Genomic DNA, 25,632 nt, shown 5'->3' on the forward strand with positions numbered 1-25,632 from the left:
CCACCGAGCGCGACCACCCGCCCCGGGCAACCATGGACCCATGGCCTCCTCGACGGCGGCGCAGACCGTGAGCGTCGGCGGTCATCGCCTCAAGCTCACCAACCTGGACAAGGTCCTGTACCCCGCCACGGGCACGACCAAGGGCGAGGTCCTGGCCTACCTCGCGGCGGTCGCCGACGTCCTGCTCCCCCACGCCTCGAACAGACCGGCGACGCGCAAGCGCTGGCCCAACGGTGTCGAGGGGCCCGTGTTCTTCCAGAAGAACCTCGACGCGGGAACCCCCACGTGGGTCCGGCGCCGCACGATCCAGCACAAGCACAGCACCAACGCGTACCCGCTCGTCAACGACCTCGCGACCCTCACGTGGCTCGGGCAGATCGCCGCCCTGGAGATCCACGTGCCGCAGTGGCAGTTCGGCCGGACCGGGGTCCAGAAGAACCCCGACCGCCTGGTCCTCGACCTCGACCCCGGCGAGGGCGCGGGGCTGCCCGAGTGCGCCGAGGTCGCCCGCCTGGCCCGCGACGTGCTGCGCGGCATGGGCCTGAACCCCCTACCCGTGACGAGCGGCTCCAAGGGCATCCACCTGTACGCGGCGCTCGACGGGCACCAGACCACCGACGAGGTCAGCGCGGTCGCGCACGAGCTCGCCCGCTACCTCGAGGCCGAGCACCCGGACCTCGTCGTGAGCGACATGAAGAAGGCGCTGCGCGGCGGCAAGGTGCTCGTCGACTGGAGCCAGAACAACGGCAACAAGACCACCATCGCGCCCTACTCGCTGCGGGGCCGCACCCACCCCACGGTCGCGGCACCGCGCACGTGGGACGAGCTCGACGACCCCGACCTCGCGCACCTCGACAAGGACGAGGTCGTCGAGCGGGTGCGGACGATCGGCGACCTGCTCGCGGCCCTCACCGCGGGCCACCTGGCCTCGCTCGAACCCACGCCCGAGCGCATGGCGACGTTCGCGCGCAAGGGCGCGACGCCGTCGGGCAGCACGGGCGGGAGCAGCGGCGAGGCCGAGCAAGGCGGCGAGGCCGACGCCGCTCCCCGGCGCGACCGCCTCGAGACCTACCGCGCCAAGCGCGACGCCTCCCGGACCCCCGAGCCCGTCCCGGGCACCGCAGAGCCGGCCGACGGGTCACCAGGGGGCAACAGCTTCGTCATCCAGGAGCATCACGCACGCCGCCTGCACTGGGACTTCCGCCTGGAGCACGACGGCGTGCTCGTGAGCTGGGCCCTCCCGCGCGGCGAGCCGACCGACACGAAGCAGAACCACCTGGCGGTCCAGACCGAGGACCACCCGCTCGCGTACGGCTCGTTCGAAGGGACGATCCCCGCGGGCGAGTACGGGGGCGGGGAGGTGACCATCTGGGACGCGGGCACGTACGAGCTCGAGAAGTGGCGCGACGACGAGGAGGTCATCGTCACGCTGCACGGCGAGCAGCACGGCACGCGGAGGCTCGCGCTCATCCACACGGGAGGTCACCAGGAGCGCAGCTCGTCGGGCAGTGCGGGCAGAGCCGAGGAGAACAACTGGCTCATCCATCTCATGGCCCCGCGCGACGAGGCCCGTCCCACCGGCCACGCGAGGCCTCGCAGCAGGGCGTCCGGGCAGCGCCCGTCCGAGACCGACGACGAGCCCGTCGGGGTAGCACTGCCCCGCCCCATGCTCGCGACCGCCGGGACGGTCGAGACGCTGACCGCCGAGGGCGACCCCGACGACTGGGCCTACGAGATGAAGTGGGACGGGTTCCGCGTGATCGCACAGGTCACGGGCGCGGCCGACGACGCCTCGGTCCGCCTCGTGAGCCGCAGCGGCAAGGACATGACGCTCACCTACCCCGAGCTCCAGGACCTCGCGGCCCGCGTCCCTGCCGCGGACCTGCCCGTGGTCCTGGACGGCGAGATCGTGGCCCTCGACGCGCGCGGGCGGCCGAGCTTCCGCCGCCTGCAGCAGCGCGCGAACCTCACCAAGGCAGGCGACGTCGCGGCGGCCCGCGCCAAGGTCGGGGTCGAGCTCATGCTGTTCGACGCCCTGTCCGTCCGAGGGCGCTCGCTCGTCCGGCGCACGTACGACGAGCGGCGCGAGATCCTCGAGGACCTGGTCGACGGGTCGGGGACCGTGCACGTGCCGCCCGCGTTCGACGGCGACCTCGCGGGGGCCGTCGCGACGAGCAGGCAGCTCGGGCTCGAGGGTGTGGTCGCCAAGCGGCGCACGAGCACCTACACGGCAGGGCGGCGCTCGCGGAGCTGGATCAAGGTCAAGCACTCGCACACCCAGGAGGTCGTGGTGATCGGCTGGCGTCCGGGGCACGGGGACAGGTCGCACCTCGTGGGCTCGTTGCTGCTCGCGGTGCCCGACGACGAGGGGCTGCGGTACGTGGGCCGCGTCGGGTCGGGCTTCACCGAGAAGGACCGGCGCGACCTCGTGACCCGGCTCGGCCGGATCGAACGGGTCACGAACCCTGCTCTCGACGTGCCGGCCGCGGACGCCTCGGACGCCCGCTGGGTCACGCCGCACCTGGTCGGCGAGGTCGACTACGCGGACTGGACGAGCGCCCCCGAGGGCGACGGCAAGCTCCGGCACGCGGTCTGGCGGGGCTGGCGCCCGGACAAGTCGCCCGAGGACGTGCGCCGGGAGGGCTGAGCCCTCAGTCCTGCGGTGCGTCCCGTCGCGCGACCCCGCCGCGCTGGGCGAGCCGCGCACGCGCCGCGTCGCGGCTGGTCCGCAGGTGCCCGACGGCGAGCCGCGCCGCCTCCTGCCCGTCGCCCGCGCGGATCGCGGCCAGGAGCGCACGGTGCTCGTCGACCATCTCCTGGAGGTCGACGTGCTGCCCGAGCAACCAGCGCAGCCGGCTCGCGGTGATCGCGCCGATCTCGTCGAGCAGGGGGCTCGCGGCCGTGGTCGCGACGAGCTCGTGGAAGTCGGCGCCTGCCCGGTGGGCGGCCGTCGCGTCGCCCTCGCGCGCGGCGCGCTCCTCGCGGTCGAGCGCGGCCTCGAGCTCGGCGAGACGCTCGGTGTTCCTGCGCTCGGCCGCGAGGCGGAACGTCAGGGTCTCGATCGCGGAGCGCACCTCGATGAGGTCCTCGACGTCGGCTTCGGTGAAGGTGCGCACGACCGCCCAGGTGCGGGGGCGCGGGGTCACGAGCCCCTCGGCGATGAGCGTCTTGAGCGCGTCGCGCACCGGGACGCGGCTCACGCCGAGCTCGGTCGCGAGGTCGCGCTCGACGAGCTTGTCCCCCGGGGCCCGCTCGCCGTCGATGATCTGCTCGCGCACGATCCGGGCGACGCGCTCGGCCTCGGGCTCGAACTGCTCCGCTGGGCTCATCCCACCATTCTTCCCGGTCAGCCTCTCCAAAAATGGTATACCGTTTGAGCGCAGGCTGCTCCGGGGGGTGGGCCGGCCTGCGATCGCCGAGCACCGCCCGAGGAAGGACCTCTCATGCCCCCGTTCTCCACCACGCCGCAGGTCGCCGTGTCCGTGCTGCGCAACATCCGCCCCTGGGGCGGCGACGCCGTCGACCTCCACGTCGCGGACGGACGCATCACCCAGGTGACGCCCCACGTCCCGGCCGCCGAGGCGCCGTCGGGCAGCACGACCCCCGCCCCGGGCGAGGTCGACGGGCGCGGCCTCCTCGCCCTGCCCGGGTTCGTCAACGCGCACGCGCACGTCGACAAGAGCTGGTGGGGCAAGCCCTGGGTCAGCTACGGCGGCGAGGCCACCACGCAGGGGCGCATCGCGCACGAGCGCGAGCACCGCGACGAGCTCGGCATCCCCGGCGTCGACGTCACGGTCGCGGTCCTGCGCGAGTTCCTGCGCCACGGCACCACGGCGATCCGCACCCACGTCGACGTCGACCTGGGCCTCGGGCTGCGCGGCATCGACGTGGTCCGCGAGTCGCTGTTCGTGCTGGGCGGCGCGGTCGACGCCGAGATCGTCGCGTTCCCCCAGGACGGCGTCCTGCGCCGGCCCGGCGTGCTCGAGCTGCTCGACGCCGCGGCTGCCGCGGGGGCCGAGCACATCGGCGGCCTCGATCCCGCCTCGATCGACCGCGACCCCGTGACCCAGCTCGACGGGCTGTTCGAGATCGCCGAGCGGCGCGGCGTGGGGGTCGACGTCCACCTGCACGACGGCGGCGAGCTGGGCGCGTTCCAGATCGAGCTCATGATCGACCGCACGATCCGCGCCGGGCTCCAGGGCAAGGTCAACGTGGCGCACGGCTTCGCGGTCGGGCAGCTGCCCGCGACCCGCATGGCCGACCTCGTCGAGGCCATGGGCGACGCGGGCATCAGCATGACGACCGTCGCCCCGATCGGTGCCACCCCGCTCCCGCTGGACCTGCTGCGCGAGCACGGCGTGCGCGTGGGCCTGGGCACCGACGGCATCCGCGACCTGTGGGCCCCCTACGGGACGGGCGACCTGCTCGCGCTCACCACGCGCCTGGCCCAGCTCGCACGCTTCCGCTACGACGAGGACCTGGTCCGCGCGGCCCGGCTCGCGACGAGCGACGCGGGCTTCTTCGTGGGCCACGACGTCCACGACCTGGTCGTCGGGTCGCGGGCCGACGTCGTGCTGGTCGACGCCGAGAACACCCAGGACGCCGTGGTCCGCGCGCCGGCCCGTGCGCTCGTCGTCGCGGCCGGCCAGGTCGTGGCCCGTGACGGTGAGGTGCTGGTCTGACGCGTCCGCCGAGATAGAGGGCTCGCGTCGAGGTAGAGGGCCGCGACCCTCTACCTCGACACATCCCCTCTACCTCGGCGCCACGGGCTCCGAGGAGCACCGATGAGTTCTCCGGGGGTGCCCGGTCTACACCGACGACACCCTGTCCTCGCCGACCGGAGCAGCACCCGGCGGCACGTCCGAAGGAGAACGTCATGGCCGGAACCCAGATCTTCGTCAACCTGCCCGTGGCAGACCTCGAGAAGTCCAAGGCGTTCTACACGCAGCTCGGCTTCTCGATCAACGAGCAGTTCACCGACGAGAACGCGTCGTGCGTGGTCATCAGCGACACGATCTACGTGATGCTCCTGACCCACGAGTTCTTCCGCCGGTTCACGCCCAAGGCGATCGTCGACGCGCAGGGCGCGACCGAGGCGATCAACGCGATCAGCGCCGAGTCCCGCACGGGTGTCGACGACCTCGCCGACCGCGCGCTCGCCGCGGGCGGGGCGCAGACCAACCCGCCGCAGGACGAGGGTTTCATGTACTCGCGCAGCTTCTCGGACCTCGACGGCCACCTGTGGGAGGTCATGTACATGGACCCCAGCACGATTCAGGGCTGACCTGCCGGGACGCGACGGGCGGCGGAGTCGGGGAATGCCTCGGCGCCGTCGCCCGTTGCCGCCTGCATGCGAGCGATCACCTACTCCCGCTTCGGCGGAGCCGACGTCCTCGAGCTCAGCGAGCTCCCCACGCCCAAGGTCGGACCGGACACCGTCCTGGTCCGGGTCAAGGCCACGAGCGTGAACCCCGTGGACTGGAAGGTCCGCGAGGGCTACCTCGACGCGATCATGGACATCACGTTCCCCGTGGTGCCGGGCTGGGACGTCGCGGGCGTCGTCGAGCGCGTCGGCCTGGACACGCCCGAGCTCTCGGTGGGCGACGAGGTGTTCGGCTACGTCCGCAAGGACGTGGTCTCCGGAGGCACCACGGCCGAGCTCGTCGCGGCCCCGGTCCGCACGCTGGCCCGCAAGCCCGCGTCCTGGACGTGGGAGCAGGCGGCGGGCGCGCCGCTCGCCGGGCTCACGGCCCTGCAGACGATCGACCGCGCCGGGGTGACCAGCGGCCAGACGGTGCTCGTGCACGCGGCCGCGGGCGGCGTCGGGTCGATGGCCGTCCAGATCGCGGTCGCGCGCGGGGCGCGCGTGATCGGCACCGCGTCCGAGCGCAACCACGAGTACCTGCGCTCGCTGGGCGCCGAGCCCGTGACGTACGGCGACGGCCTCGCCGAGCGCGTACGTTCCCTCGCGCCCGACGGCGTGGACGTCGTCCTCGACTACATCGGCGGCGAGGCGCTGGCCACCACGCCCGACGTCCTGCGCGAGGGCGGCACGGTCGCCTCGGTCGTCGACGCCGCGGCCCGCGACGAGCTCGGCGGACACTACGTCTGGGTCCGCCCCGACGTCGAGGGGCTCACCGAGCTGGCCCGCCTCGCGGACGCCGGACAGCTCACGGTCGACGTCGCCGAGGTCTACGACCTGGCCGACGCCGCGAAGGCCCACGAGGCGAGCCGGACCGGGCACGTGCGCGGCAAGGTCGTCATCACGGTCTGAGCCGCCCGGCCGCTGAGTGCGGAGTTCTTGTGCGACTCGCCGGGCGTGTCGCACAAGAACTCCGCACTCGACCGCGAAGGTGTCCGGGTGAAGCACCACGAGACCGGCGCGCCCGACGACGAAACTGCGGACGGTCCCGACGACGTCGATCCCCCCAGAGCGCCCCTCGACGCGCATTCCGCGCACCGGATCGCGCTCCGCTATCGCGAGTGGTCCCTCCTCGACGGAGGCGGACGCGCTGGACGGCTCGAGGCAGACCGCCGCATCGAGGACTCGGAGGAGGTCAGCCAGCGGGTCCTTTACGACCTCGATCCCCTGCCGCTGCTCGACGCCCTGGTCGCACTGGGTGTCGAGACCGACGACGACGGGGCCTTCCTCGACCGGGTCAGCACGGGCGCCGTCGAGGACGTCCTGAACCACCGCGCCGACCTGCACCAGCAGATCGCCGACCGGTGCCGTGCCGAACCGTCGTGGTCCGAGGCCGTTCGCGGGGCCAGGATCGACGACAAGCTCGCGTCCCGGCTGCCGTCACCGCTGCCCGATCTCTTCCCCGCCCCTCCCCCGGAAGTGCTGGGCACCGGCGACCGACGGCGTCGGAACGGCCGCAGGCCGTCCCTCCGGCAGGGCCGCACCGGCCGACGCGGGGGCCGCACGGTTTGACCGTAGCGCGGCCGTGCTGCACCGTGAAGCCCATGCCCGCCACCGTCCCCGCCCTCGTCGCAGCCGACTCCGCACGCCTGCGGACCCGCGCCGCACGGCACGCACGCTCGCTCCCGCTCGCCGCAGCAGGGGTCGCGACCCTGGTGATCACGGGGCTGAGCCTGCTCGCGGGCGACTGGCTGTGGCTCATGGTGCTCGTACCGGTCGCGGCGTTCCTGCTGACCTTCCTGGCGGCGTTCGTCCTGCGACTTCCTACCGGGGTAGGGGTCGGGAGCGACGGGTACGGGATCGCGATCGTCCTGAGTGCCGTGATCGCCTTCCTGCTCCCCTCGATCAGCTTCTGGATCGGCGTGCCGTCGATCCTGGGGATGGGGCTCGCCGTCCTGGGGCTGCGGGCCTCGGACCGCTTCCTGTGGCTCGCAGGCATCGCGACGATGGCGGTGTCGTTCGTGCTCACCACCACCGGTGACGCCCTGTTCGACCCGTCCGCCCCCACAGCGGTCGGAGGTCTCGCCCTCGGCCTGGCCCTCCTCGTGGTCGCGGGCCTAGCGCTCCGCGGTGAGCGGCAGACCTTCGCGAGCGGCGGCGACGCGCTGAGCATCGGCGACCCCGCGACCGACAACCTGCGCGTGCTCGCGGTGCTCGGGGACGCCGACGAGGCCGACCAGCCCGCGCTCGCCCGCCTCACGGGCGTCGAGGAGCGCAACCTCGCGGCACGCCTGCACGACCTCACCGAGGCCGGCCTGGTCCACGCCCGGATCACCAAGAACCGGAACTGGGCGCAGATCACGCGCGAGGGCCGCGAGGAGCTGCGGACCCGGCGCGAGGCGTTGCGCGGGGTCGCGGAGCACCGCAAGGCCTGAACCCCGCCCATGGTGGGCGACGGGGACCGGGCCGCGCTCCGCCGTCGGGCCCCTTCTGCGCCGGCGCGACCCGCTCGTCCGGCGCGTCCGCGCCGCCGGTGGCAGGCTGACCCCATGAGGGAGTTCACCGCACAGGACTTCGCCGCGCGCATCGACCGCGCGGCTGCCCAGGCCCGCGACGCCGGCCTCGCCGGGGTGCTCGTCACCCCCGGCCCGGACATGACGTACTTCACGGGGTACACGCCCACGGCCATGACCGAGCGCATCACGCTGCTCGTGGTGCCGGCCGAGGGCGAGGCGTCGATCGTGGTGCCCGTCCTGGAACGGCCGGACCTGGACCGCGCGGCCGGCGCCGCAGCCTTGCACGTCACAGCCTGGACGGACGGCGTCGACGAGTACGCGGTCACGGCCGGCCTGCTCGACACCGCGGGGCGGTACGCGATCTCCGACTCGGCGTGGGCCATGCACCTGCTGGGTCTCCAGCGCACGCTGCCGGGCTCGTCGTACTCCGCGATGACGCAAGCCCTGCCCATGCTGCGCGCGGTCAAGGGGCCCGACGAGATCGAGCGCCTCGCGGCCGCGGGCGCGGCCAACGACGCGACGTTCGCGGACATCGTCGAGATCCGGTTCAGCGGACGCCGAGAGCTCGACGTCGCCGCGGACCTCGCGGGCTTCCTGCGCGACCACGGGCACTCGCAGGTCGACTTCACGGTCGTCGGCTCGGGGCCCAACGGCGCCAACCCGCACCACGAGGCGGGCGACCGGGTCATCCAGGAGGGCGACATGGTCGTGCTCGACTTCGGCGGCCTCAAGGACGGCTACGGCTCGGACATGACGCGCATGGTGCACGTCGGGGGCGACGTCACCGACCAGCAGCGCGAGGTCTTCGAGGTCGTCCGGGCCGCGCAGCAGGCCGGCGTCGAGGCCGTCCGCCCGGGGGCGACGTGCCAGGACGTCGACCGGGCCGCCCGAGCCGTCATCACCGAGGCCGGGTACGGCGAGCAGTTCATCCACCGCACGGGCCACGGGATCGGTCTGACGACGCACGAGCCGCCGTACATGATCGAGGGCGAGGAGCAGCCGATCGTCTCCGGCATGTGCTTCTCGGTCGAGCCCGGGATCTACCTCCCGGGGAACTTCGGGGTGCGCATCGAGGACATCGTGGTCGCGTTCCCGGACGACGTGCCCGACGGCGCCCGCCGCCTCAACAACGCACCGCACGAGCTGCACGTGGTCGAGTAGGCCGGACTGCGTCTCAGGTGGCCGGAGCGTCGGCGACGCCCGCGGCCACGACCTGCTCGTTGCGGATGCCTACCCAGCTCACGAGACCGCCCGCGACGAGCAGCGCGGCCGTGACGATCAGTGCCCGGTGGAACCCGGCGACGTCGAGCACGGGACCGATCACTATCCCCGCGCACGCGATGACCACGAGGCCCGCGATGCGCGACACCGCGTTGTTGACGGCTGAGCCGATGCCCGCGTCCGCCGCAGGGATGGAGCCGAGGATCGCGGCTGTCAGGGGCGCCACCGTGATCGCGAGCCCCAGGCCGAACAGCAGGATCCCGGGGAGGAGCTGCGTGAAGTAGCGCGCCTCGGCGGTCGTCGTGAGCATGAGCAGGTAACCGCAGCCCGCGATCAGCGGGCCCACGGTCATGAACAGACGCGGCCCGTACCGGCCCGCGAGCGCCCCGAAGCGCGAGGACAGGAACAGCATGAGGAGCGTCACGGGCAGCAGGGCCAGGCCCGCGAGGGTCGCGCTGTACCCGGCTACCTGCTGGACGAACAGGGTCACGGCGAACCCGCCGAACGCGAGCGCCCCGTAGATCGCGGCCGTCGCGACGTTGCCCGCCGCGAAGTTGCGCACCGAGAACAAGGACAACGGGAGCATGGGGTCGGGGGCGCGTCGCTCCCAGCCGAGGAATGCCACGAGCGCCGCGATCCCGACGACGAGCGGCACCCACACGACGGGGCTGGCCCACCCGAACCGCCCGTGCTCGATGAGCGCGAAGACGGGCCCGGCGAGCCCGACGGCCGCGAGCACCGCGCCGCGCACGTCGATCCGCCGCCCGGTCGCGGTGTCTCCCTCCTCCAGTCCGCGCAGGATCCACAGGGTCACGGCCACGGGCAGCAGGTTGATGCCGAACACCCAGCGCCACGAGAGCGTGTCGACGAGCACACCTCCGAGCAGCGGGCCCGCGATCATCGCCGTGCCCGTCCAGGCCGTCCAGGTCCCGATCGCCTTGGCCTGCGCCGCGCCGCTGAACGTCGAGATGATCATCGCGAGCGAGCTCGGCACGAGCAGCGCGCCCGCGACGCCCTGGAGCCCGCGCGCGATCACGAGGACGACTCCGGTGGGCGCGAGCGCGCACAGCACCGAGGTCACCGCGAACCCGACGAGCCCCCACCACATGACGCGGCGGCGCCCGTGGACGTCGGACAGGGAGCCGGCCACGAGGATGAGGGAGCCGAGCGTGATGAGGTACGCGTCGACGACCCACTGCTGGAGGGCGAGCCCTCCGAGCGCTCCCCCGGCCAGCTCGTCCGCGATCGCGGGCAGCGCGACGTTGACCACCGTCCCGTCGAGGAAGGACACGAACGAGGCGAGGATCGCGACGAGCAGCACGCGGCGTTGAGCGGGCGTCACGCCTCCACGCTAGCCCCGCCGTCGAACCTCCACCGGGTCGCGGTGTAGTCCTCGCCGCGCCCGTACGCGTGGACGGTGACGGGGCGCACCTGGAAGACGAAGGCCTCCCCGGCAGCACGCTCGTCGGAGGGCGTGCCCTCCGAGGGCGCCTCGCTGTCCCAGAACGCCCCGTCACGCACCTCGAAACGCCAGTCATACTTGCACGCCCAGCGGTCGGCCAGGCGTCGGAGCACATGGTCCTCCGTGAGGCGCTGAGCGGCTCCGGCGAGCACGACGTCGAGTCCCTGGCCCATGAGGTTGGTCCCGGTGGTCAGCACGCACCAGGGGTTCTCCTCGAGGTTGCGCGCCTTGCGCTCGGTGCGGCCCGTGCAGAAGTGGAGCGCACCGTCGGCCCAGACGGTGATGAGCGGCGTGACGTGGGGGCGCCCGTCGGGGCGGACCGTGGACAGCCAGAAGATCTCGGCGGTCTGGAGCACGGTCAGGGCGTCCGCCCAGGAGATGGGGGCTGCGCCGGGGGACGAGAAGTCGGTCATCAGCTCTCCGACGGGACCGTCGTCGGATGTCGTAGCGGGGGCGGGCTGGGCAGGTTCTCCGGCCATGGGAGGTCCTCCGTCTCTCGGGTGGCTCCGTCGCCACACCGTCCTCCTTCGACCGGCGCGGGGCCCCGAACTCATCGGCGGCGCGGGGTCTCACGCGTTGGCGGCGACGGACGTCCCGGGGCCGCGGCGACGAACCGTCACGCCAGTCTCGCTCGACGGGGCACCGGCGCCGCTCACCACGATCGCCGTGTCGTGCTCGTCCGGGACTGCCGTGGCTCGTCCATCACCGTCGGCCCCCTCCACCACGAACCGTCCGTCGGCGAGCAGGTCGAGGTCCGCCTGCGCCGCCTGCCCCTCGCTCGTGAGGTAGTCGCCCAGGAAGATCGAGCTCACGATCTCCAGCGCGAGCGGCTGGAGCGAGCGCAGGTGCACCTCGCGGCCGGCCGCGAGCCGGAGCTCGGCAGCGGGGCACACGAACCGCAGCATCGCGAGGATGCGCAGGCACCGCTGGGGCGTGAGGTCCCAGGTTCCCGCGAGCGGGGTGCCCTCGAACGGCACGAGGAAGTTGACCGGGACGGAGTCCGCGCCGAGGGCGCGCAGCGCGAGGGCCACGTCGACCAGGTCCTCGTCGCTCTCGCCCATGCCCGCGATGAGCCCCGAGCAGGGCGAGAGCCCCGCTCCCCGCGCCCGCTCGACGGTCTCGACGCGGTCCGCGTACTCGTGCGTCGTGCAGATGTCGGCGTACGTCGCCTCGGACGTGTTGAGGTTGTGGTTGTAGGCGTCGGCTCCCGCCGCGGCCAACCGCTCGGCCTGCCCGTCGCGCAGCAGCCCGAGGCACGCGCAGACCTCGACGTCGGGGTGCTCGCTCTTGATGCCGTCGACCATCGCGGTCACGCGTGTCACGTCGCGTTCGCTCGGCCCGCGTCCGCTCGCGACGAGGCAGACGCGACGCGCTCCGCCCGCGATCCCTGCCCGGGCCGCCGCGACCGCGTCCTCGGTGCTCAGCCACGAGTACTTCAGGACCTGGGCCGTCGAGCCGAGGCGCTGCGAGCAGTACGTGCAGTCCTCGGGGCACAGCCCCGACTTCAGGTTGACCAGGTAGTTGAGGCGCACGCGTCGGCCGAACCGGTGACGACGGACCCGACCGGCGGCGGCCACGAGGTCGAGCAGGTCGTCGTCGGTCGTCCGCAGGACCGCGAGCGCCTGGGCGCGGGTCGGTGACTCGTCGCGCAGGCCCTGCGCGACGAGCACGTCGAACAGTGCGCGGGCATCGTGAGGATCGTCGTGGTCCGGCGCGAGGCGGTCGGTGTGGAGAGCGGGGAGCGGGTTCACGACCCACGATCCTTCTCGCCTGGGCTCTCCTTCTCCCCGGCCGACCTCCACAAGGCGACCGACCGCACGTTGGGCGGGACCGCAGCGGGTGGTGGGCTTCCTCCAAGAACCCGGCCCATGGGTTGGCGCCGACACAGCTCTCGACACCATACCTAGAGGTAGGTATGGTGTCGGCATGAGCGATCCCGACCTTCCCCGCCGCGAACGCCTGGTCCGCGCAGCACGCGACCTCTACTGGGCCCAGGGGGTCGAGGGCACGAGCCCCCGCCAGGTCCTGGAGGTGAGCGGCGTGGGGCAGGGCAGCCTCTACCACCACTTCCCCACCAAGCACGACCTCTCGCTCGCCGCGATCAGCGCGACGACGCAGGAGGCGCTGGCCTCGGTCGAGGGGGACCTCACCGACACCGACCGCCCGCCCGTGGAACGGCTCGTGGCCTATCTCGAACGGCCGCGACCGGCGCTCGCCGGGTGCAAGGTGGGGCGTCTGACGAGCGACCGGTCGGTCATGGCGGACGAGGAGCTGCGCTCGCCCGTCCACGCCTACTTCGCGGGGCTGGTCGCGCGGGTCCAGGAGGTCTTCGAGGAGACCGGCCTGCCCGACGACGTCGCTCACGACCGCGCGTACGCGGCGGTCGCGATCGTCCAGGGCGGGTACGTGCTCGCGCGCGCCCTCGACGACCCGGCGGCCCTGACCGCAGCGGTCGAGGGATTCGTGACGATGCTCGAACCGGCGTTCGAGACCGGCACCGCGGTGACCCGATGAGCGACCGGTCGCAGGACCTCGCAGGAGCGGGACCCAGCCAGGCCCGGACGGCCGGTCGGACCGAGGTCCCCGGGGGCGCGGGCGGCAGCACCGAACCCGCGCCTGCGACCTTCCGCGAGCGACTGCGCGCCCTGCCGACGTTCGGCCCCGGGCTGCCGACGCTCGACCCGGCCACGGCGCCGCCGGACCCCACGACGCTGTTCCTGGAGTGGATCGGGCAGGCGGTCGACGCCGGGGTGCCGCTCCCCCACGCCATGACGTTGTCCACCGCGGGGGCCTCGGGTCAGGTGACGGCGCGCACCGTGATCCTCAAGGACGTCGACACGTCGGGATGGTGGTTCGCGACCAGCTCGTCGAGCCCCAAGGGCCACGACCTCGCGGAGAACCCGAACGCCGCCCTCACGTTCCTGTGGCCCGCGCTCGGGCGTCAGGTCAGGATCGTCGGGCCCGCGCTCCCGGCCGACGCCTCGACGAGCGCGGCGGACTTCCTCGCCCGCTCGGACGGTTCGCGTGCCGCAGCCCTCGTGGGCCACCAGAGCGAGGACCTCACGTCGCGGCAGGAGTACTGGGACGCCTTCGCGGGCACGCTCGCGGCGGTGCAGGAGGACCCTACGGTCCTCGCACCCGCCTGGACCGCGTACGCGCTGGCACCCACGGCGGTCGAGTTCTGGCAGGCATCGGACGACCGCGGACAGACCCGGCTGCGCTACCGCGCTGCCGGACACCACTGGGAGAAGGGGCTGCTCTGGCCATGACAGGGACCACGCAGGACACGACTGCACCGCACGCCGTCGACCCGGCCCGCACGGGCCCGCTCGACGCCCCACCGGCAACGGGTCGCGAGGACCTCCCGGCCGTCCGGCGTGACGCGGCGACCGCGCTGCGCGCGCTCATCGAGGCCGCCCAGGACCTCGACGACGACTCGCTCGGGTCCCCGAGCTCCCTCGACGGGTGGACGGTCGGGCACGTGCTGTCGCACGTGGCGATGGTCGGCGAGGCGCTCGCCCGGCAGGCCGAGCTCGCCGCCCAGGGCGAGACCGCCGAGGTCTACGAGGGCGGGGCCGAGGGGCGCGCGGCGGGCATCGAGGCCGGCGCGCACCGCACCCGGGACGAGCACGTCGCCGCGCTCACCGCGGCGGGCACGAGGCTCGAGGCCGCGTGGTCCCTCACGGACAGCACGGGGTGGGACGCCCCGGTGACCTACCGCGAGGGGACCGTCGCCGACGTCCTCGACTGCTGGTGGCGCGAGGTCCGCATCCACGCGACCGACCTCGGCGAGGTCAGCGCCGCCCAGCGCCTCACGCCGTCACAGACATGGGGGCTCGCGTTCACGGACCACCTGCTCGACTTCCTGAGCCCGCGCCTACCCGGCCCGGTGGTCACGGTGCGCCACGAGGACGGGGCGCGCTCCGTCGTCGGGCCAGAAGGGGTATGGCCCGCCGTCGAGAACACGAGCACCGACGACGGCCTCACGACCGTGGCCGGCAGCGCGGCGGACGTCGCCGCGTGGCTCGCGGGGCGCGCGACGGCCACCGACCCGACGGCGCACCGCCACGGCGAGACCGTCGACCTTCCGACACTCGGTCCGTGGCCGTCGGGCGTCCCCGTCCGGCGCTAGGCGCGGCTCACACCCGGACCAGGACCGTCCCGTCCTCGACCGCGACCTCGAAGGTCCGCAGCGCCTCGGGCTCCTTGCCGCTCGGGTCGAGGCACTCGCCCGTCGTCAGGTCCCACACCTGCTTGTACATGGGGGACGTGATGGTCGGTGTCTCGCCCACCGAGCCCACGATCCCGCGCGAGAGCACGTTCGCCCCCGAGTACGGGTCACGCTGCTGGACCGCGAGCACGCGGTCGTCGGCCAGGCGGTAGACCGCGACCTGGGTCCCCTCGACGAGCGCAGCGACACCGCGCTCGGGGACGAGCCGCTCGAAGGGGCAGACCGTGGTCCATGCCGTCGCGCTCACTTGCGAACCTCCACCGTGCGGGCGATCACCGGGTTGTTGTCCGAGGGCTCGCCCGGGCGGGCCGGGCGCACCTGCCCGCGCACGCCCACGTAGGCGAGGTCGGGGTCGTGCTGGTCGGGGGCGTTGACGAACGACACGAACCGCGACAGGCGGTCCGGGTCGTCGAGGGTCTGGGCCCACTCGTCGACGTACGACTCGACGTGCTGCGCGATCTCGGCCTCGAGGTCGGCAGCGATGCCGAGCGAGTCCTCGACCAGGACCTTGCGCAGCTCGACGATCCCGCCCGGGAAGTCCGCGACCCAGGGAGCCGTGCGCTGCAACCGGTCCGCGGTCCGCACGTAGTACGCGAGGAACCGGTCGATCACGGCCACGAGCCGTTCGTCGTCGAGGTCCTCCGCGAGGAGCTCGGCGTGCCGCGGGGTGAAGCCGCCGTTGCCGCCCACGTACACGTTCCAGCCCTTCTCGGTCGCGATCACCCCCACGTCCTTGCCGCGGGCCTCGGCGCACTCGCGTGCACACCCCGAGACGCCGACCTTGAACTTGTGCGGCGAGCGCAGCCCGCGGTACCGCAGCTCGAGGCGGACGGCCATGCCCACCGAGTCCTGGACCCCGAACCGGCACCACGAGGAACCGACGCACGACTTCACTGCTCGCAGCGACTTGCCGTAGGCCTGGCCCGACTCCATGCCGGCGTCGACCAGGCGGCGCCAGATCTCGGGGAGCTGGTCGATCCGCGCCCCGAACAGCCCGATGCGCTGGGCTCCCGTGACGCGTGTGTAGAGCCCGAAGTCCTTCGCGACCTGCCCGATCACGATGAGGTTCTCGGGCGTGATCTCCCCGGCCGGGACGCGCGGCACCACCGAGTAGGTGCCGTCCTTCTGCAGGTTGGCGAGCGCCCGGTCGTTGGTGTCCTGGAGCGCGGCCTGCTCGCCGTCGAGGATGTACCCGCCCCACAGCGACGCGAGGATCGAGGCCACGACGGGCTTGCAGACCACGCAGCCGCGACCCGTGCCGTGCGCCGCGACGATCTGGGTGAAGGTCCGCAGCCCGTCCTGACGCACGAGGGCGAACAGCTCGGCGCGCGACATCGAGAAGTGCTCGCACATGGCCTTCGACACCGTCACGCCGCTCGCCTCGAGCGCGGTGTTGACGATCTTGGTGAGCACCGGCACGCACGACCCGCACACCGTCCCGGCCTTGGTGCAGGCCTTGACCTCGCCCACGCTCGTGCAGCCGTGCTCGGTCACGGCCCCCCGGACCGTCCCGGCCGTGACGTTCGCGCACGAGCAGACCACGACGTCGTCGGGCAGGTCGCCCCCGATCGCCGGTGCCCCGCCCTCCGGGGCGAGGAACGCCGACGGGTCCGCGCCCAGCGAGCGCCCCAGCATGGGGCGCAGCGACGCGTACAGCGCCGCGTCCCCCACGAAGACCCCGCCGAGCAGCGTGCGCGCGTCGTCCGAGACGACGAGCTTGCGATACGTGCGGGCGACGGGGTCCGCGAACGTGACCTCGAGCGCTCCGGGAGTCAGCCCGAACACGTCACCGAAGCTCGCGGCCTCGATGTCCACGCCCTTGAGCTTGGTCCCCTCGGGGGCCGGGGAGTACGTGGCGCTGCCGCCCAGCAGTCGGTCCACCACGACGTCGGCCATGGCGTTGCCGGGCGCGACCAGGCCCACGCACTGGTCCTCGAACGACGCGCACTCGCCCGCGGCCCACACGGTCGGGTCCGAGGTGTGGCACGCCGCACCCACGACGACGCCGCCGCGCTCGCCGATCGCCAGGCCCGCCTCGCGCGCCACGCGGTCACGCGGGCGGATGCCCGTCGAGAAGATCACGACGTCGGCCGGGATGCGCGACCCGTCGGAGAGGTCCATGGTCCCCACGGCACCGTCGCCCGCGGCCGTGAGCCCCGTCGCGCCCGTCGACGTCCGCACGTCGATACCGCGGTCCGTCACGAGCACGCGCAGCGCCTCGCCGCCCGCGTCGTCGAGCTGGACGCTCATGAGCCGGTCGGCGAACTCCACGACCGTCGCGGACGTGCCGAGCCCTTGGAGCGCGGCTGCGGCCTCGAGCCCCAGCACGCCTCCCCCGACCACGACGCCGTGCAGCGTGCGCCCCAGCCGCTCGGTGCGCAGCTTGACGTACTCGCGAAGCGCCTGGACGTCGGCCATGGTCCGGTAGCTGAAGACCCCCGGCAGGTCGGTGCCCTCGGTCCGCGGCGTCCACGCCCACGAGCCGGTCGCCAGGACCAGGTGGTCGTACGCGAGGACCCGGCCCGACCGCGTGGTGACGGTCTGCGCCTCGCGGTCCACGGCCGCGACCGCGTCGCCCGTGACCAGCTCGGTGCGCGGGTCCTCCCAGACGGCAGGGTCCATCGTGAGGTCGTCGGCCGAGCGGCCGCCGAAGAACTCGGACAGGTGGACGCGGTCGTAGGGGGCACGGTCCTCGTCGCCGACGACGGACACCCGCCACTCCCCCTCGGGCGAGCGTGCGATCATCTGGCTCACGAATCGGTGGGCGACCATGCCGGCGCCGACCACCACGACGCGACCGGGGGTGGGAGTGCTCATCTGGGGGGGCCTCACAGGACGTTGGGGTGTGACGTGGAGCGACGTGACGAGTCGAGGCCGACCGGGGCGAGATCTGCCTCGCGCACCATCCTCGTCCATAGATACGAGGGATCCTGGTCAAAACTGCTGATCAGCGCGTCGTGAGGACCTTCGAGGGGCTGTCGAGGGACCTTGGTCCCGAGAAAGTGTGACCCACGACCGTGACGGACCGCACACCATGTGCACTCCTTCACAAGCGTAAAATCGAGCGCGTGGCGACTAAGAAGACAACGGGTCAGAACACCATCGACGTAGCCCTCATCGGCGGCGGCATCATGAGTGCGACCCTCGGCGCCCTCCTGAAGCTCCTCGAGCCCTCGTGGACCATCAAGGTCTTCGAGCGCCTCGACGCGGTAGCCCAGGAGTCCTCCAACCCGTGGAACAACGCTGGCACCGGCCACGCCGCGCTCTGCGAGCTGAACTACACCCCCGAGAAGGCCGACGGCACCGTCGAGATCTCCAAGGCGGTCGCGATCAACGAGCAGTTCGAGGTGTCGCGCGAGTTCTGGCACCACCTGCTCACCGGCGGCCACCTGCCCGAGCCCGCGAGCTTCATCAGCCACACCCCGCACATGACGTTCGTGCGCGGCGCGGCCAACGTGGACTACCTCAAGCGCCGCTTCACCGCGCTGAGCGCCCACCCGCTGTTCAGCGAGATGGAGTTCACCGACGACCCCGCGGTCATCGCGCAGTGGGCACCTCTCCTGGTCCTCGACCGGGACAGCGACGAGGCCGTCGCGGCGACCCGCGCGACGAGCGGCACCGACGTCGACTTCGGCGCCCTGACCTCCCAGCTCTTCGCCTACCTCACGGCCAACGGCGTCGAGCTGAACCTCCAGCACGAGGTCAACCGGCTCAAGAAGCGCAAGGACGGCACCTGGGACGTCACCGTCAAGGACGTGTCCTGGAACGCCAAGGCCGCCCCGCGCACCGTCAACGCGCGCTTCGTGTTCGTCGGCGCGGGCGGTGGCGCGCTGCCGCTCCTGCAGAAGGCGGGCATCAAGGAGGCCAAGGGCTACGGCGGCTTCCCCATCAGCGGTGAGTTCCTGCGGACGGACGACCCGGAGCTCGTCGCGCAGCACCAGGCCAAGGTCTACGGCAAGGCCGACGTCGGCTCGCCGCCCATGTCCGTCCCGCACCTCGACACCCGCGTGGTCGACGGCAAGACGTACCTGATGTTCGGCCCGTACGCCGGGTTCAGCCCCAAGTACCTCAAGAAGGGCTCGCTGCTGGACCTGTTCACCTCGCTGCGGACCCACAACATCGGGTCGATGCTCGGTGCGGGCCTCAAGAACATCGACCTCACCCAGTACCTGGTGGGCCAGCTCCTCGCGAGCCCCGAGTCCAAGTTCACGGCGCTCCAGGGCTTCATGCCCACCGCGCACCCCAAGGACTGGGAGAAGATCACCGCGGGCCAGCGCGTCCAGGTCATCAAGAAGGACCCGAAGAAGGGCGGCGTGCTCGAGTTCGGCACCGAGGTCATCGCGGCCGCAGACGGCTCGATCGCCGGCCTCCTGGGCGCGTCGCCGGGCGCCTCGACCGCGGTCCCCGCGATGATCGACCTGCTCGAGCGCTGCTTCCCGCAGCAGTTCGCCGCCTGGCGTCCCGAGCTCGCGACCATGATCCCGAGCCTCGGCCAGGCCCAGTGGGAGGCGACCGAGCTCGACTCGCTCTCCGCTGCCGCCGGCCCCTCGGAGGAGGCGGTCGGCGCCCGCTGACCCCGCACCGCTGAACGCACCGACGCCCCGGTCTCCACACGGAGACCGGGGCGTCGTGCTGTGCGGCGCCGTACCGTCCGATCGCTCGTAGCCCGGGCGTCGCTACCGCCGCGCACCGACCAGGTCGACCTGCCGACGCGGGTCCCCCCGCCCGGCCGGCGGCAGGGTCCATCCGTCGTCCGTCCCGGCGGGGAACCGGCCTCCTGCCGGCGGGCGCCGCAGCGCCATCACCACGAGCGGCGCCACGAGCGCCGCGATCACGACCAGTCTCATCACGAGCTCCAGGATGTCCATGCCTCCACCCTGGTCCGGCCGCGCGGCGCGCACGAGTGGCAGGAGGGACAGGTATCGACAAGATCCTGCCAGCGGCGTAGCGTCGAAGGATGTTGCGCACCGTGGCGGCCGTCGTGGCCGACGGACTGGCCCCGTTCGAGTTCGGCGTCGTGTGCGAGGTCTTCGGCCTCGACCGCACGGACGACGGCGTGCCCCTGGTCGACTTCCGCGTCTGCGGCCCGGTCGCGGGAGTCCCTGTCCGCACGAGCATGGGCGCCTCGCTGATCCCCGACCACGGCCTCGACGCGCTCGAGGACGCGGACCTCATCGCGATCCCCGCGCTCCTCATCCGCGACGAGTACCCGCGGGAGATCATCGACGCCCTGCGCGCGGCCCACGCCCGCGGCGCGGTCCTCCTGAGCGTCTGCTCGGGCTCGTTCCTCCTCGCCGAGGCGGGGCTCGTCGACGGGCGCCGCATCACGACGCACTGGCGCCACGCCGACGAGCTCACAGCACGGTTCCCGCAGGTCGAGGTGGACCCGGACGTCCTGTTCGTCGACGACGGCGACATCATCACGAGCGCGGGCACGGCCGCGGGGATCGACGCGTGCCTGCACATCGTGCGCAAGGAGTTCGGCAGCGCGGCGGCCAACGCGATCGCGCGCCGCATGGTCGTCCCTCCCCAGCGCGACGGCGGCCAGCGCCAGTACATCGACCGCCCCGTGCCGCAGTGCGAGGAGCAGAGCATCCGCGAGGTGCTCGCCTGGATGGACGAGCACCTCGACGAGCCCCAGACCGTCGAGGACCTCGCGCGCCGCGCCCACCTGTCGACGCGCACGTTCGCGCGGACGTTCGTCGCCGAGACCGGGACCACCCCCATGCAGTGGCTCGCGACCCAGCGCGTGCACCACGCGCGGACGCTGCTCGAGGAGTCGGGCCTCGACCTCGAGGAGATCGCGCGCCTGAGCGGGTTCGGGTCGGCCGCGCTGCTGCGCCACCACTTCCGGCGCGCGGTCGGCGTCCCGCCGACCGACTACCGCCAGACGTTCCGCCACGCGTCCTGAGTCGCGCCCGGGTGAGGCGACCGGCCGGGCGCGCGGCGCCGTCGGGCGCGGTTCTACACGTTGCACGACGACGGCACGCGCCTAGGGTCGAAGGGTCCGGTCCCGTACGACGCGAGGCGCGCTCCATGACCATCCCCACCACCCTGCTGTCCTCGGGCCACCCCATGCCGCTCCTGGGCCTGGGCACCTGGCCGCTCGACGACCACGCCTCGGCGCGGGCGGTCGAGAGCGCGATGGGCCTCGGCTACCGGCTCGTGGACACCGCGTCCCGCTACGAGAACGAGGTCGGGGTGGGGCAGGGCCTCGCCGCGTCGGGCGTGGACCGCGCCGAGCTGTTCATCACGACCAAGCTCCGCGGGGCGGACCAGGGGTACGACGCGACCCGCGACGCGCTGCACGCGAGCCTCGACCGGCTGGGTCTCGACTACGTCGACCTCTACCTGATCCACTGGCCCCTCCCCCGCCTCGACCGGTACGTCGAGTCCTACCGCGCGATGATCGACCTCGCCGCCGAGGGCCTGGTCCGCAGCATCGGCGTCTCGAACTTCCGCGAGCACCACCTGGACCGGCTGATCGCGGAGACGAGCCACGTCCCGGCCGTGAACCAGATCCAGCTCTCGCCCGCGCTCGCACGCACCGACCTGCGCCGGTACCTCACCGACCGCGGCATCACGGTCGAGGGCTGGAGCCCGCTCGGGCAGGAGGAAGGCGTGCTGACCGAACCCGTGATCCAGGAGATCGCCGCCGCCCACGGACGCTCGCCCGGCCAGGTCGTGCTGCGCTGGCACGTCCAGCAGGGCATCGTCACGATCCCCAAGTCCGCGAGCCCCGAGCGCCAGCGTTCCAACGCCGAGATCTTCGACTTCGCCCTCACCGAGGACGACATGGCCCGGATCGCGGGCCTCGACCGCGGCGAGGACGCCGCGCGCGACTCCGACGAGCACGAGGAGTTCTGATGAGCGACCTGCCGACCGTCACGGTCCTGGGCACCGGGACCATGGGCACGGGCGTGGCGCACTCGCTGCTGCGCGAGGGCTTCGACGTCACGGTGTGGAACCGCACCGGGTCGCGCGCCGCGCCGCTCGCCGACGCCGGAGCACGCGTGGCACCGACCGCGGCGCAGGCGGCCCACGGTGCCGACGTCGTGCTCAGCATCCTGTTCGACACGGCTGCGGTCCTCGACGTCCTCGACGCCGCGGGCCCCTCGGTCGGCACCGGCGCGGTATGGGTCCAGGCGTCGACGATCGGGCGCGACGGGACGGCCATCGTCGTCGAGCGTGCGCGACAGCTCGGCGTGACCCTGGTCGAGGCCAACCTGCTCGGCACCAGGCAGCCCGCCGAGGAAGGGAAGCTCACGGTGCTCGCAGCGGGCGACCCCGACGTCCTGGCCGGCGTCGCCCCCGTGCTCGACGCGATCTCGGCCAAGGTCGTGATCGCGGGCACCGAGGTGGGGCAGGGCACCGCCCTCAAGCTCGCGTGCAACGCCTGGCTCGCGACGATCACGGCCGGCACGGCACAGTCGATCGCCCTCGCCCGCGCCGAGGGGATCGACCCGCACCTGTTCCTGGACGCCATCGCGGGCGGCACGTCCGACTCCCCCTACGCCCACCTCAAGGGAGCCGAGATGATCGCGGGCGAGTTCGCCCCGCAGTTCGCGCTCGACGGGCTCCGCAAGGACATCGGCCTCATCTCGGAGGCCGCGGCCCAGGCGCACCTGGACCCCGCGCTGCTCGACGCGCTGACCGACCTCTACGGCAGCGCGGCCGCGCGCGGGCACGGCCGCGACGACATCGCGGCCGTGTACACGGCGTTCGGCACGGCCCGCGCGCCGTCGCCGGGTCGCGACTGACCTGCACGCCGGCGGCACCTCCGGGCACGCAGGCCGGGACCTCGACGAGATGTCAGCCGGCCGGGCCGTCTGCGTCGACGGCGCGGCGCGGCGCGGAGCCGCGCCTGCGCCCGCGCCAAGACGTCGCAGGTCAGGCTGCGGCGCGTCCGTGACGCCAGTACCCGATGAAGTCGACGTGCGCCTTGGGGACCCCACGGTCGTTCACGAGGTGACGGCGCGCCCCCGTGACGAGGCTCGACTCACCGACCACGTAGGCGTAGACGTCGCCGGACGGCAGGTCCGCCCGCTTGAGCACGTCCAGCGCGAGCCGCCCGGGGACCGCGTGCGGGTCGGACCCGTGCTCGTCGCGCGCGACCCACCGGAGCTCCACCCCGGCCGGGACGCGGAACTCCTGGGCGTCGGCCGCGTGCGGGAGCTCGACGATCGCGACCCCGCGCGCGTCGTCGGGCAGCGAGGCGCAGATGCCCGCGACCGCGGGCAGGCCCGTCTCGTCCGCGACCAGGAGCGTCCAGTCGTGCGGGACGCGCGGGTTGTAGCCGACCCCCTGGTCGAGGATGCCCACGGGATGACCGGCGCTCGCTCCGAGCGCGAACGCCGACGCCGGCCCGCCGTCCTCGTGCGCGACGAAGTCGATGTCGATCTCACGATCCGCCGGGCGCGCGTCCCGGACCGTGTAGTTGCGGACCCACGGCCGCCGCGCCTTGGGCGTCGCGAGGTACTGCACGTACCAGAGCCCCGAGGTGGCGGTCGGCAGTCGCAGCGACTCCTGCTCGTCCCGGGGCAGGAAGAGGCGGAACCACTGGTCGAACCCCATGGGCGAGAAGTGCTCGACCCCCTCGCCGCCGACCGTGACCCGCACGATCGACGGGCTCACCCGCTGCGAGGCGACCACCTCCGCGGCGACGACCTGCACGACGGACGGCTTGACCATCTGGAACCCGGCCACGACACTCCTCTGCTCGGAAAGAAGGCCAGGCTAACCTAACTGCCGACCGGTCGTCACCGTCGTCCACGAGCGCGGCACAGGCCGGCACGGCCCTCGCTTCCCGGCCCGCGACACGCCCGAGCAGGCGTCCCGACTGGGCTGCGCGACGTCGCCGTTCCCGTACCGACTCGGCCGGGTCCGCACCGGACCTTCGTCCTTTCTCCACGCCGATGCCGACGCCACACGTAGACTCGGGCCATCTGTACAACGGGCATCTCGCTCACCCCGCGGCTGGGAAGTCGACCCCAGCCCTGTGAGGGACGCATGACAGACGCAGCCGTTCTCCCCGGATTCCGCCCCACCAAGCCCCGCACGGGCGACGGGACCAGCATCACCAGCACCTACACGGACCTGTCCAAGCGCGTCCGCGAGGCCGGGCTCCTCGAGCGGACGCACGGGTACTACGGCTGGGTCGCGGCGATCCTCACGGTCGCACTGGGCGGGGCCGTGGCCGGCTTCGTCCTCCTGGGCGACTCGTGGTTCCAGCTCCTGATCGCGGGCGCCCTGGGCCTGATCCTCACGCAGTTCGCGTTCCTCTCGCACGAGGCCGCGCACCGCACGATCCTCACCTCGGGACCCGCGAACGACCGTGTGGGGCGGTTCCTGGCCAACGGCGTGGTCGGCATCAGCTACTCGTGGTGGATGAACAAGCACACCCGCCACCACGCGAACCCGAACCGCGTGGGCAAGGACCCGGACATCGAGACGGACACCATCTCGTTCCTCGAGGAGAGCGCGGCCGAGCAGAAGGGCTTCCTCGCCCTCATCACGCGCCACCAGGGCTGGCTGTTCTTCCCGCTGCTCACGCTCGAGGGCATCAACCTGCACATGATCTCGATCCGGTCGCTGCTCTCCTCGGCCAAGAGCCGCGCACGGACCATGGAGCTCGTGACGATCGCGCTGCGCCTCACGCTCTACGTGGGCGTCGTCTTCTGGTTCCTGCCGCTCGGCATGGCGTTCGCGTTCCTCGGTGTACAGCTCGCGGTGTTCGGTGTGTACATGGGTGCGTCGTTCGCCCCCAACCACAAGGGCATGGCGATCATCCCCGCGGACAGCAAGCTCGACTTCCTGTCCAAGCAGGTCCTGACCTCGCGCAACATCACGGGCGGACGCGTCATGAACGTCCTCATGGGCGGGCTCAACTACCAGATCGAGCACCACCTGTTCCCGAGCATGCCCCGCCCGCACCTCGCCAAGGCCCGCCTCATGGTCCGCGAGCACTGCGCACGCCTCGGCATGCCGTACACCGAGACCAACCTGCTCGCGTCCTACGCGATCGTGGTCCGCTACCTCAACCAGGTGGGCCTCGCGGCGCGCGACCCGTTCGACTGCCCCCTGTTCAACCAGCTCCGCAAGGTCTGAGCGCTCGCGGGGGTCGGCCACGCACCGGTCAGAGGGGACGGACGGGCTGACGCAGCACCGTCCGCAGCTTCTCGGGCGCCGTCCGGCGCACGTCGCTGAGATAGACCTCGTGGTGCGGCCCGTTGAACGTCAGCCCGTGCTCGGGCAGGTAGTCGTCGTGCAGCCGCGCGAGCGTGGGCGCCTCGTCGTCGTACGACCCCACGTGCAGTACCTGCACCGAGTCGCCCTCGTCGTACGCGGCGAACCGCACGCGATCGAGCGCCGGCAACCCCTTCTTGCGACGCGTCGCCTCGGCCACGTCCGCGACGAACGCGTCGTCGAGCCAGCCGGGCTGCAGGACCATGAGCGTCCAGCTCCACGCGTCCTTGTCGCGGCGCACGAACGCCGCGGGGTCCTCGGCAGTCCATAGACCTTCGAGCGGCCCGACGACGTAGTCCCTGCCCAGGTCCTTCTTGCTCGCGAACTTCACGGCGTACGCGAGCGAGAACAGCGCCTCGACCGCCTCGGCGTAGGCCGGGGCCGAGTTGGGGTCGCCCTCGCCGTCGATCTGCAGGTAGTTCAAGGGCGGCACGACGACCCGGACGAGCTTACGGGGCGGCGCGTAGAGCTCGCGGTACTCCTTGCGCAGGTCGACCTTGTCCATGGGGTCCTCCAGCGGACGTCGTGGTGGCTCGTCGGTGGGTGTGTCGGCATCGGGAACCCGGGCCGACGGTGCGCACGCCCCGGGTCGGCA

23 protein-coding genes and 1 pseudogene are annotated in these 25,632 nt (G+C 72.7%); 15 read left to right on the forward strand and 9 right to left on the reverse strand.

Going from position 1 to position 25,632, the window contains the following annotated elements; genetic code table 11:
• Positions 1-40: 40 nt before the first annotated feature.
• The gene (locus tag OERS_RS05755) at positions 41-2,647 is read left to right on the forward strand and encodes an ATP-dependent DNA ligase (RefSeq protein ID WP_068625082.1); all 2,607 of its coding nucleotides are present in this window, start codon (positions 41-43) and stop codon (positions 2,645-2,647) included.
• 4 nt (positions 2,648-2,651) lie between these two features.
• Here the strand turns inward: OERS_RS05755 and OERS_RS05760 are convergent, their stop codons facing one another.
• A complete protein-coding gene (locus OERS_RS05760; protein ID WP_068625083.1) occupies positions 2,652-3,329 on the reverse strand; it encodes a GntR family transcriptional regulator in 678 nt (225 codons plus the stop codon).
• Between the two features lie 114 nt (positions 3,330-3,443).
• Between OERS_RS05760 and OERS_RS05765 the strand changes: the two genes are divergently transcribed.
• From OERS_RS05765 to OERS_RS05790, 6 genes are all read left to right on the forward strand, one after another.
• Positions 3,444-4,682, forward strand: coding sequence for an amidohydrolase family protein (locus OERS_RS05765; RefSeq protein WP_068625084.1), 1,239 nt, complete (start codon positions 3,444-3,446; stop codon positions 4,680-4,682).
• Between the two features lie 194 nt (positions 4,683-4,876).
• Positions 4,877-5,284, forward strand: coding sequence for a VOC family protein (locus tag OERS_RS05770; RefSeq protein WP_056650656.1), 408 nt, complete (start codon positions 4,877-4,879; stop codon positions 5,282-5,284).
• Positions 5,285-5,350: 66 nt separating this feature from the next.
• Positions 5,351-6,274, forward strand: a complete 924-nt coding sequence (locus tag OERS_RS05775; RefSeq protein ID WP_068625085.1) for an NADP-dependent oxidoreductase — start codon at positions 5,351-5,353, stop codon at positions 6,272-6,274.
• A gap of 87 nt (positions 6,275-6,361) precedes the next feature.
• Positions 6,362-6,934 carry a hypothetical protein gene (locus OERS_RS05780; RefSeq protein WP_068625086.1) on the forward strand — a complete coding sequence of 191 codons (573 nt, stop codon included), beginning with the start codon at positions 6,362-6,364 and terminating at the stop codon, positions 6,932-6,934.
• 32 nt (positions 6,935-6,966) lie between these two features.
• Complete coding sequence (locus OERS_RS05785; protein WP_068625087.1) at positions 6,967-7,797, forward strand: helix-turn-helix domain-containing protein; 831 nt, start codon at positions 6,967-6,969, stop codon at positions 7,795-7,797.
• A 114-nt stretch (positions 7,798-7,911) separates the two neighbouring features.
• Positions 7,912-9,039, forward strand: a complete 1,128-nt coding sequence (locus OERS_RS05790) for an aminopeptidase P family protein (protein ID WP_068625088.1) — start codon at positions 7,912-7,914, stop codon at positions 9,037-9,039.
• 13 nt (positions 9,040-9,052) lie between these two features.
• Here the strand turns inward: OERS_RS05790 and OERS_RS05795 are convergent, their stop codons facing one another.
• The 3 genes and pseudogenes from OERS_RS05795 to bioB all read right to left on the reverse strand — a co-directional run.
• A complete protein-coding gene (locus OERS_RS05795; protein ID WP_068625089.1) occupies positions 9,053-10,441 on the reverse strand; it encodes an MFS transporter in 1,389 nt (462 codons plus the stop codon).
• Positions 10,438-10,974, reverse strand: coding sequence for a pyridoxamine 5'-phosphate oxidase family protein (locus OERS_RS05800; protein WP_068625090.1), 537 nt, complete (start codon positions 10,972-10,974; stop codon positions 10,438-10,440). The genes OERS_RS05795 and OERS_RS05800 overlap by 4 nt, the downstream gene beginning before the upstream one ends.
• A gap of 159 nt (positions 10,975-11,133) precedes the next feature.
• Positions 11,134-12,240: pseudogene (gene bioB / locus OERS_RS05805) on the reverse strand (biotin synthase BioB); the annotation flags it as partial.
• A gap of 247 nt (positions 12,241-12,487) precedes the next feature.
• Here bioB and OERS_RS05810 point away from each other — a divergent pair.
• The 3 genes from OERS_RS05810 to OERS_RS05820 are packed head-to-tail and all read left to right on the forward strand — an operon-like array spanning position 12,488 to position 14,693.
• Entirely contained in the window at positions 12,488-13,075 is a 588-nt protein-coding gene (locus OERS_RS05810) for a TetR/AcrR family transcriptional regulator (protein WP_068625091.1), read from the forward strand.
• Entirely contained in the window at positions 13,072-13,830 is a 759-nt protein-coding gene (locus OERS_RS05815; protein ID WP_068625092.1) for a pyridoxine/pyridoxamine 5'-phosphate oxidase, read from the forward strand. Before OERS_RS05810 ends, OERS_RS05815 begins: the two co-directional genes overlap by 4 nt.
• Complete coding sequence (locus OERS_RS05820; protein WP_068625093.1) at positions 13,827-14,693, forward strand: maleylpyruvate isomerase family mycothiol-dependent enzyme; 867 nt, start codon at positions 13,827-13,829, stop codon at positions 14,691-14,693. Before OERS_RS05815 ends, OERS_RS05820 begins: the two co-directional genes overlap by 4 nt.
• A 7-nt stretch (positions 14,694-14,700) precedes the next feature.
• On the opposite strand, the gene nirD is transcribed toward OERS_RS05820, so the two are convergent.
• Positions 14,701-15,039 carry a nitrite reductase small subunit NirD gene (nirD, locus tag OERS_RS05825; protein WP_068625094.1) on the reverse strand — a complete coding sequence of 113 codons (339 nt, stop codon included), beginning with the start codon at positions 15,037-15,039 and terminating at the stop codon, positions 14,701-14,703.
• Positions 15,036-17,609 (reverse strand): nitrite reductase large subunit NirB, encoded by a 2,574-nt coding sequence (gene nirB, locus OERS_RS05830; RefSeq protein WP_068625095.1) that lies wholly within the window; start codon positions 17,607-17,609, stop codon positions 15,036-15,038. Before nirB ends, nirD begins: the two co-directional genes overlap by 4 nt.
• A gap of 242 nt (positions 17,610-17,851) precedes the next feature.
• On the opposite strand from nirB, the gene mqo reads away from it, so the two are divergent.
• Positions 17,852-19,366, forward strand: a complete 1,515-nt coding sequence (mqo, locus tag OERS_RS05835; protein WP_255354314.1) for a malate dehydrogenase (quinone) — start codon at positions 17,852-17,854, stop codon at positions 19,364-19,366.
• Between the two features lie 102 nt (positions 19,367-19,468).
• Here the strand turns inward: mqo and OERS_RS05840 are convergent, their stop codons facing one another.
• The gene (locus OERS_RS05840; RefSeq protein WP_068625096.1) at positions 19,469-19,660 is read right to left on the reverse strand and encodes a hypothetical protein; all 192 of its coding nucleotides are present in this window, start codon (positions 19,658-19,660) and stop codon (positions 19,469-19,471) included.
• Between the two features lie 89 nt (positions 19,661-19,749).
• Between OERS_RS05840 and OERS_RS05845 the strand changes: the two genes are divergently transcribed.
• The 3 genes from OERS_RS05845 (at position 19,750) to OERS_RS05855 (ending at position 22,552) form a co-directional block, all read left to right on the forward strand.
• Positions 19,750-20,703, forward strand: coding sequence for a helix-turn-helix domain-containing protein (locus OERS_RS05845; protein WP_068625097.1), 954 nt, complete (start codon positions 19,750-19,752; stop codon positions 20,701-20,703).
• Positions 20,704-20,828: 125 nt separating this feature from the next.
• Positions 20,829-21,659 (forward strand): aldo/keto reductase, encoded by an 831-nt coding sequence (locus tag OERS_RS05850; RefSeq protein WP_068625098.1) that lies wholly within the window; start codon positions 20,829-20,831, stop codon positions 21,657-21,659.
• On the forward strand, positions 21,659-22,552 hold the full coding sequence (locus tag OERS_RS05855) for an NAD(P)-dependent oxidoreductase (protein ID WP_068625099.1): 894 nt from the start codon (positions 21,659-21,661) through the stop codon (positions 22,550-22,552). Before OERS_RS05850 ends, OERS_RS05855 begins: the two co-directional genes overlap by 1 nt.
• A gap of 130 nt (positions 22,553-22,682) precedes the next feature.
• Here OERS_RS05855 and OERS_RS05860 read toward each other — a convergent pair whose 3' ends face one another.
• Positions 22,683-23,498: a siderophore-interacting protein gene (locus tag OERS_RS05860; RefSeq protein ID WP_248948396.1), complete on the reverse strand. Its 816-nt coding sequence runs from the start codon at positions 23,496-23,498 to the stop codon at positions 22,683-22,685.
• A 303-nt stretch (positions 23,499-23,801) separates the two neighbouring features.
• Between OERS_RS05860 and OERS_RS05865 the strand changes: the two genes are divergently transcribed.
• Positions 23,802-24,899: a fatty acid desaturase family protein gene (locus OERS_RS05865; RefSeq protein ID WP_082608880.1), complete on the forward strand. Its 1,098-nt coding sequence runs from the start codon at positions 23,802-23,804 to the stop codon at positions 24,897-24,899.
• Positions 24,900-24,927: 28 nt separating this feature from the next.
• On the opposite strand, the gene OERS_RS05870 is transcribed toward OERS_RS05865, so the two are convergent.
• The gene (locus tag OERS_RS05870) at positions 24,928-25,542 is read right to left on the reverse strand and encodes a GyrI-like domain-containing protein (RefSeq protein ID WP_068625100.1); all 615 of its coding nucleotides are present in this window, start codon (positions 25,540-25,542) and stop codon (positions 24,928-24,930) included.
• Positions 25,543-25,632: the final 90 nt, after the last annotated feature.

It is taken from the genome of Oerskovia enterophila (genome assembly GCF_001692445.1).
GTDB classification, from domain to species: domain Bacteria; phylum Actinomycetota; class Actinomycetes; order Actinomycetales; family Cellulomonadaceae; genus Oerskovia; species Oerskovia enterophila.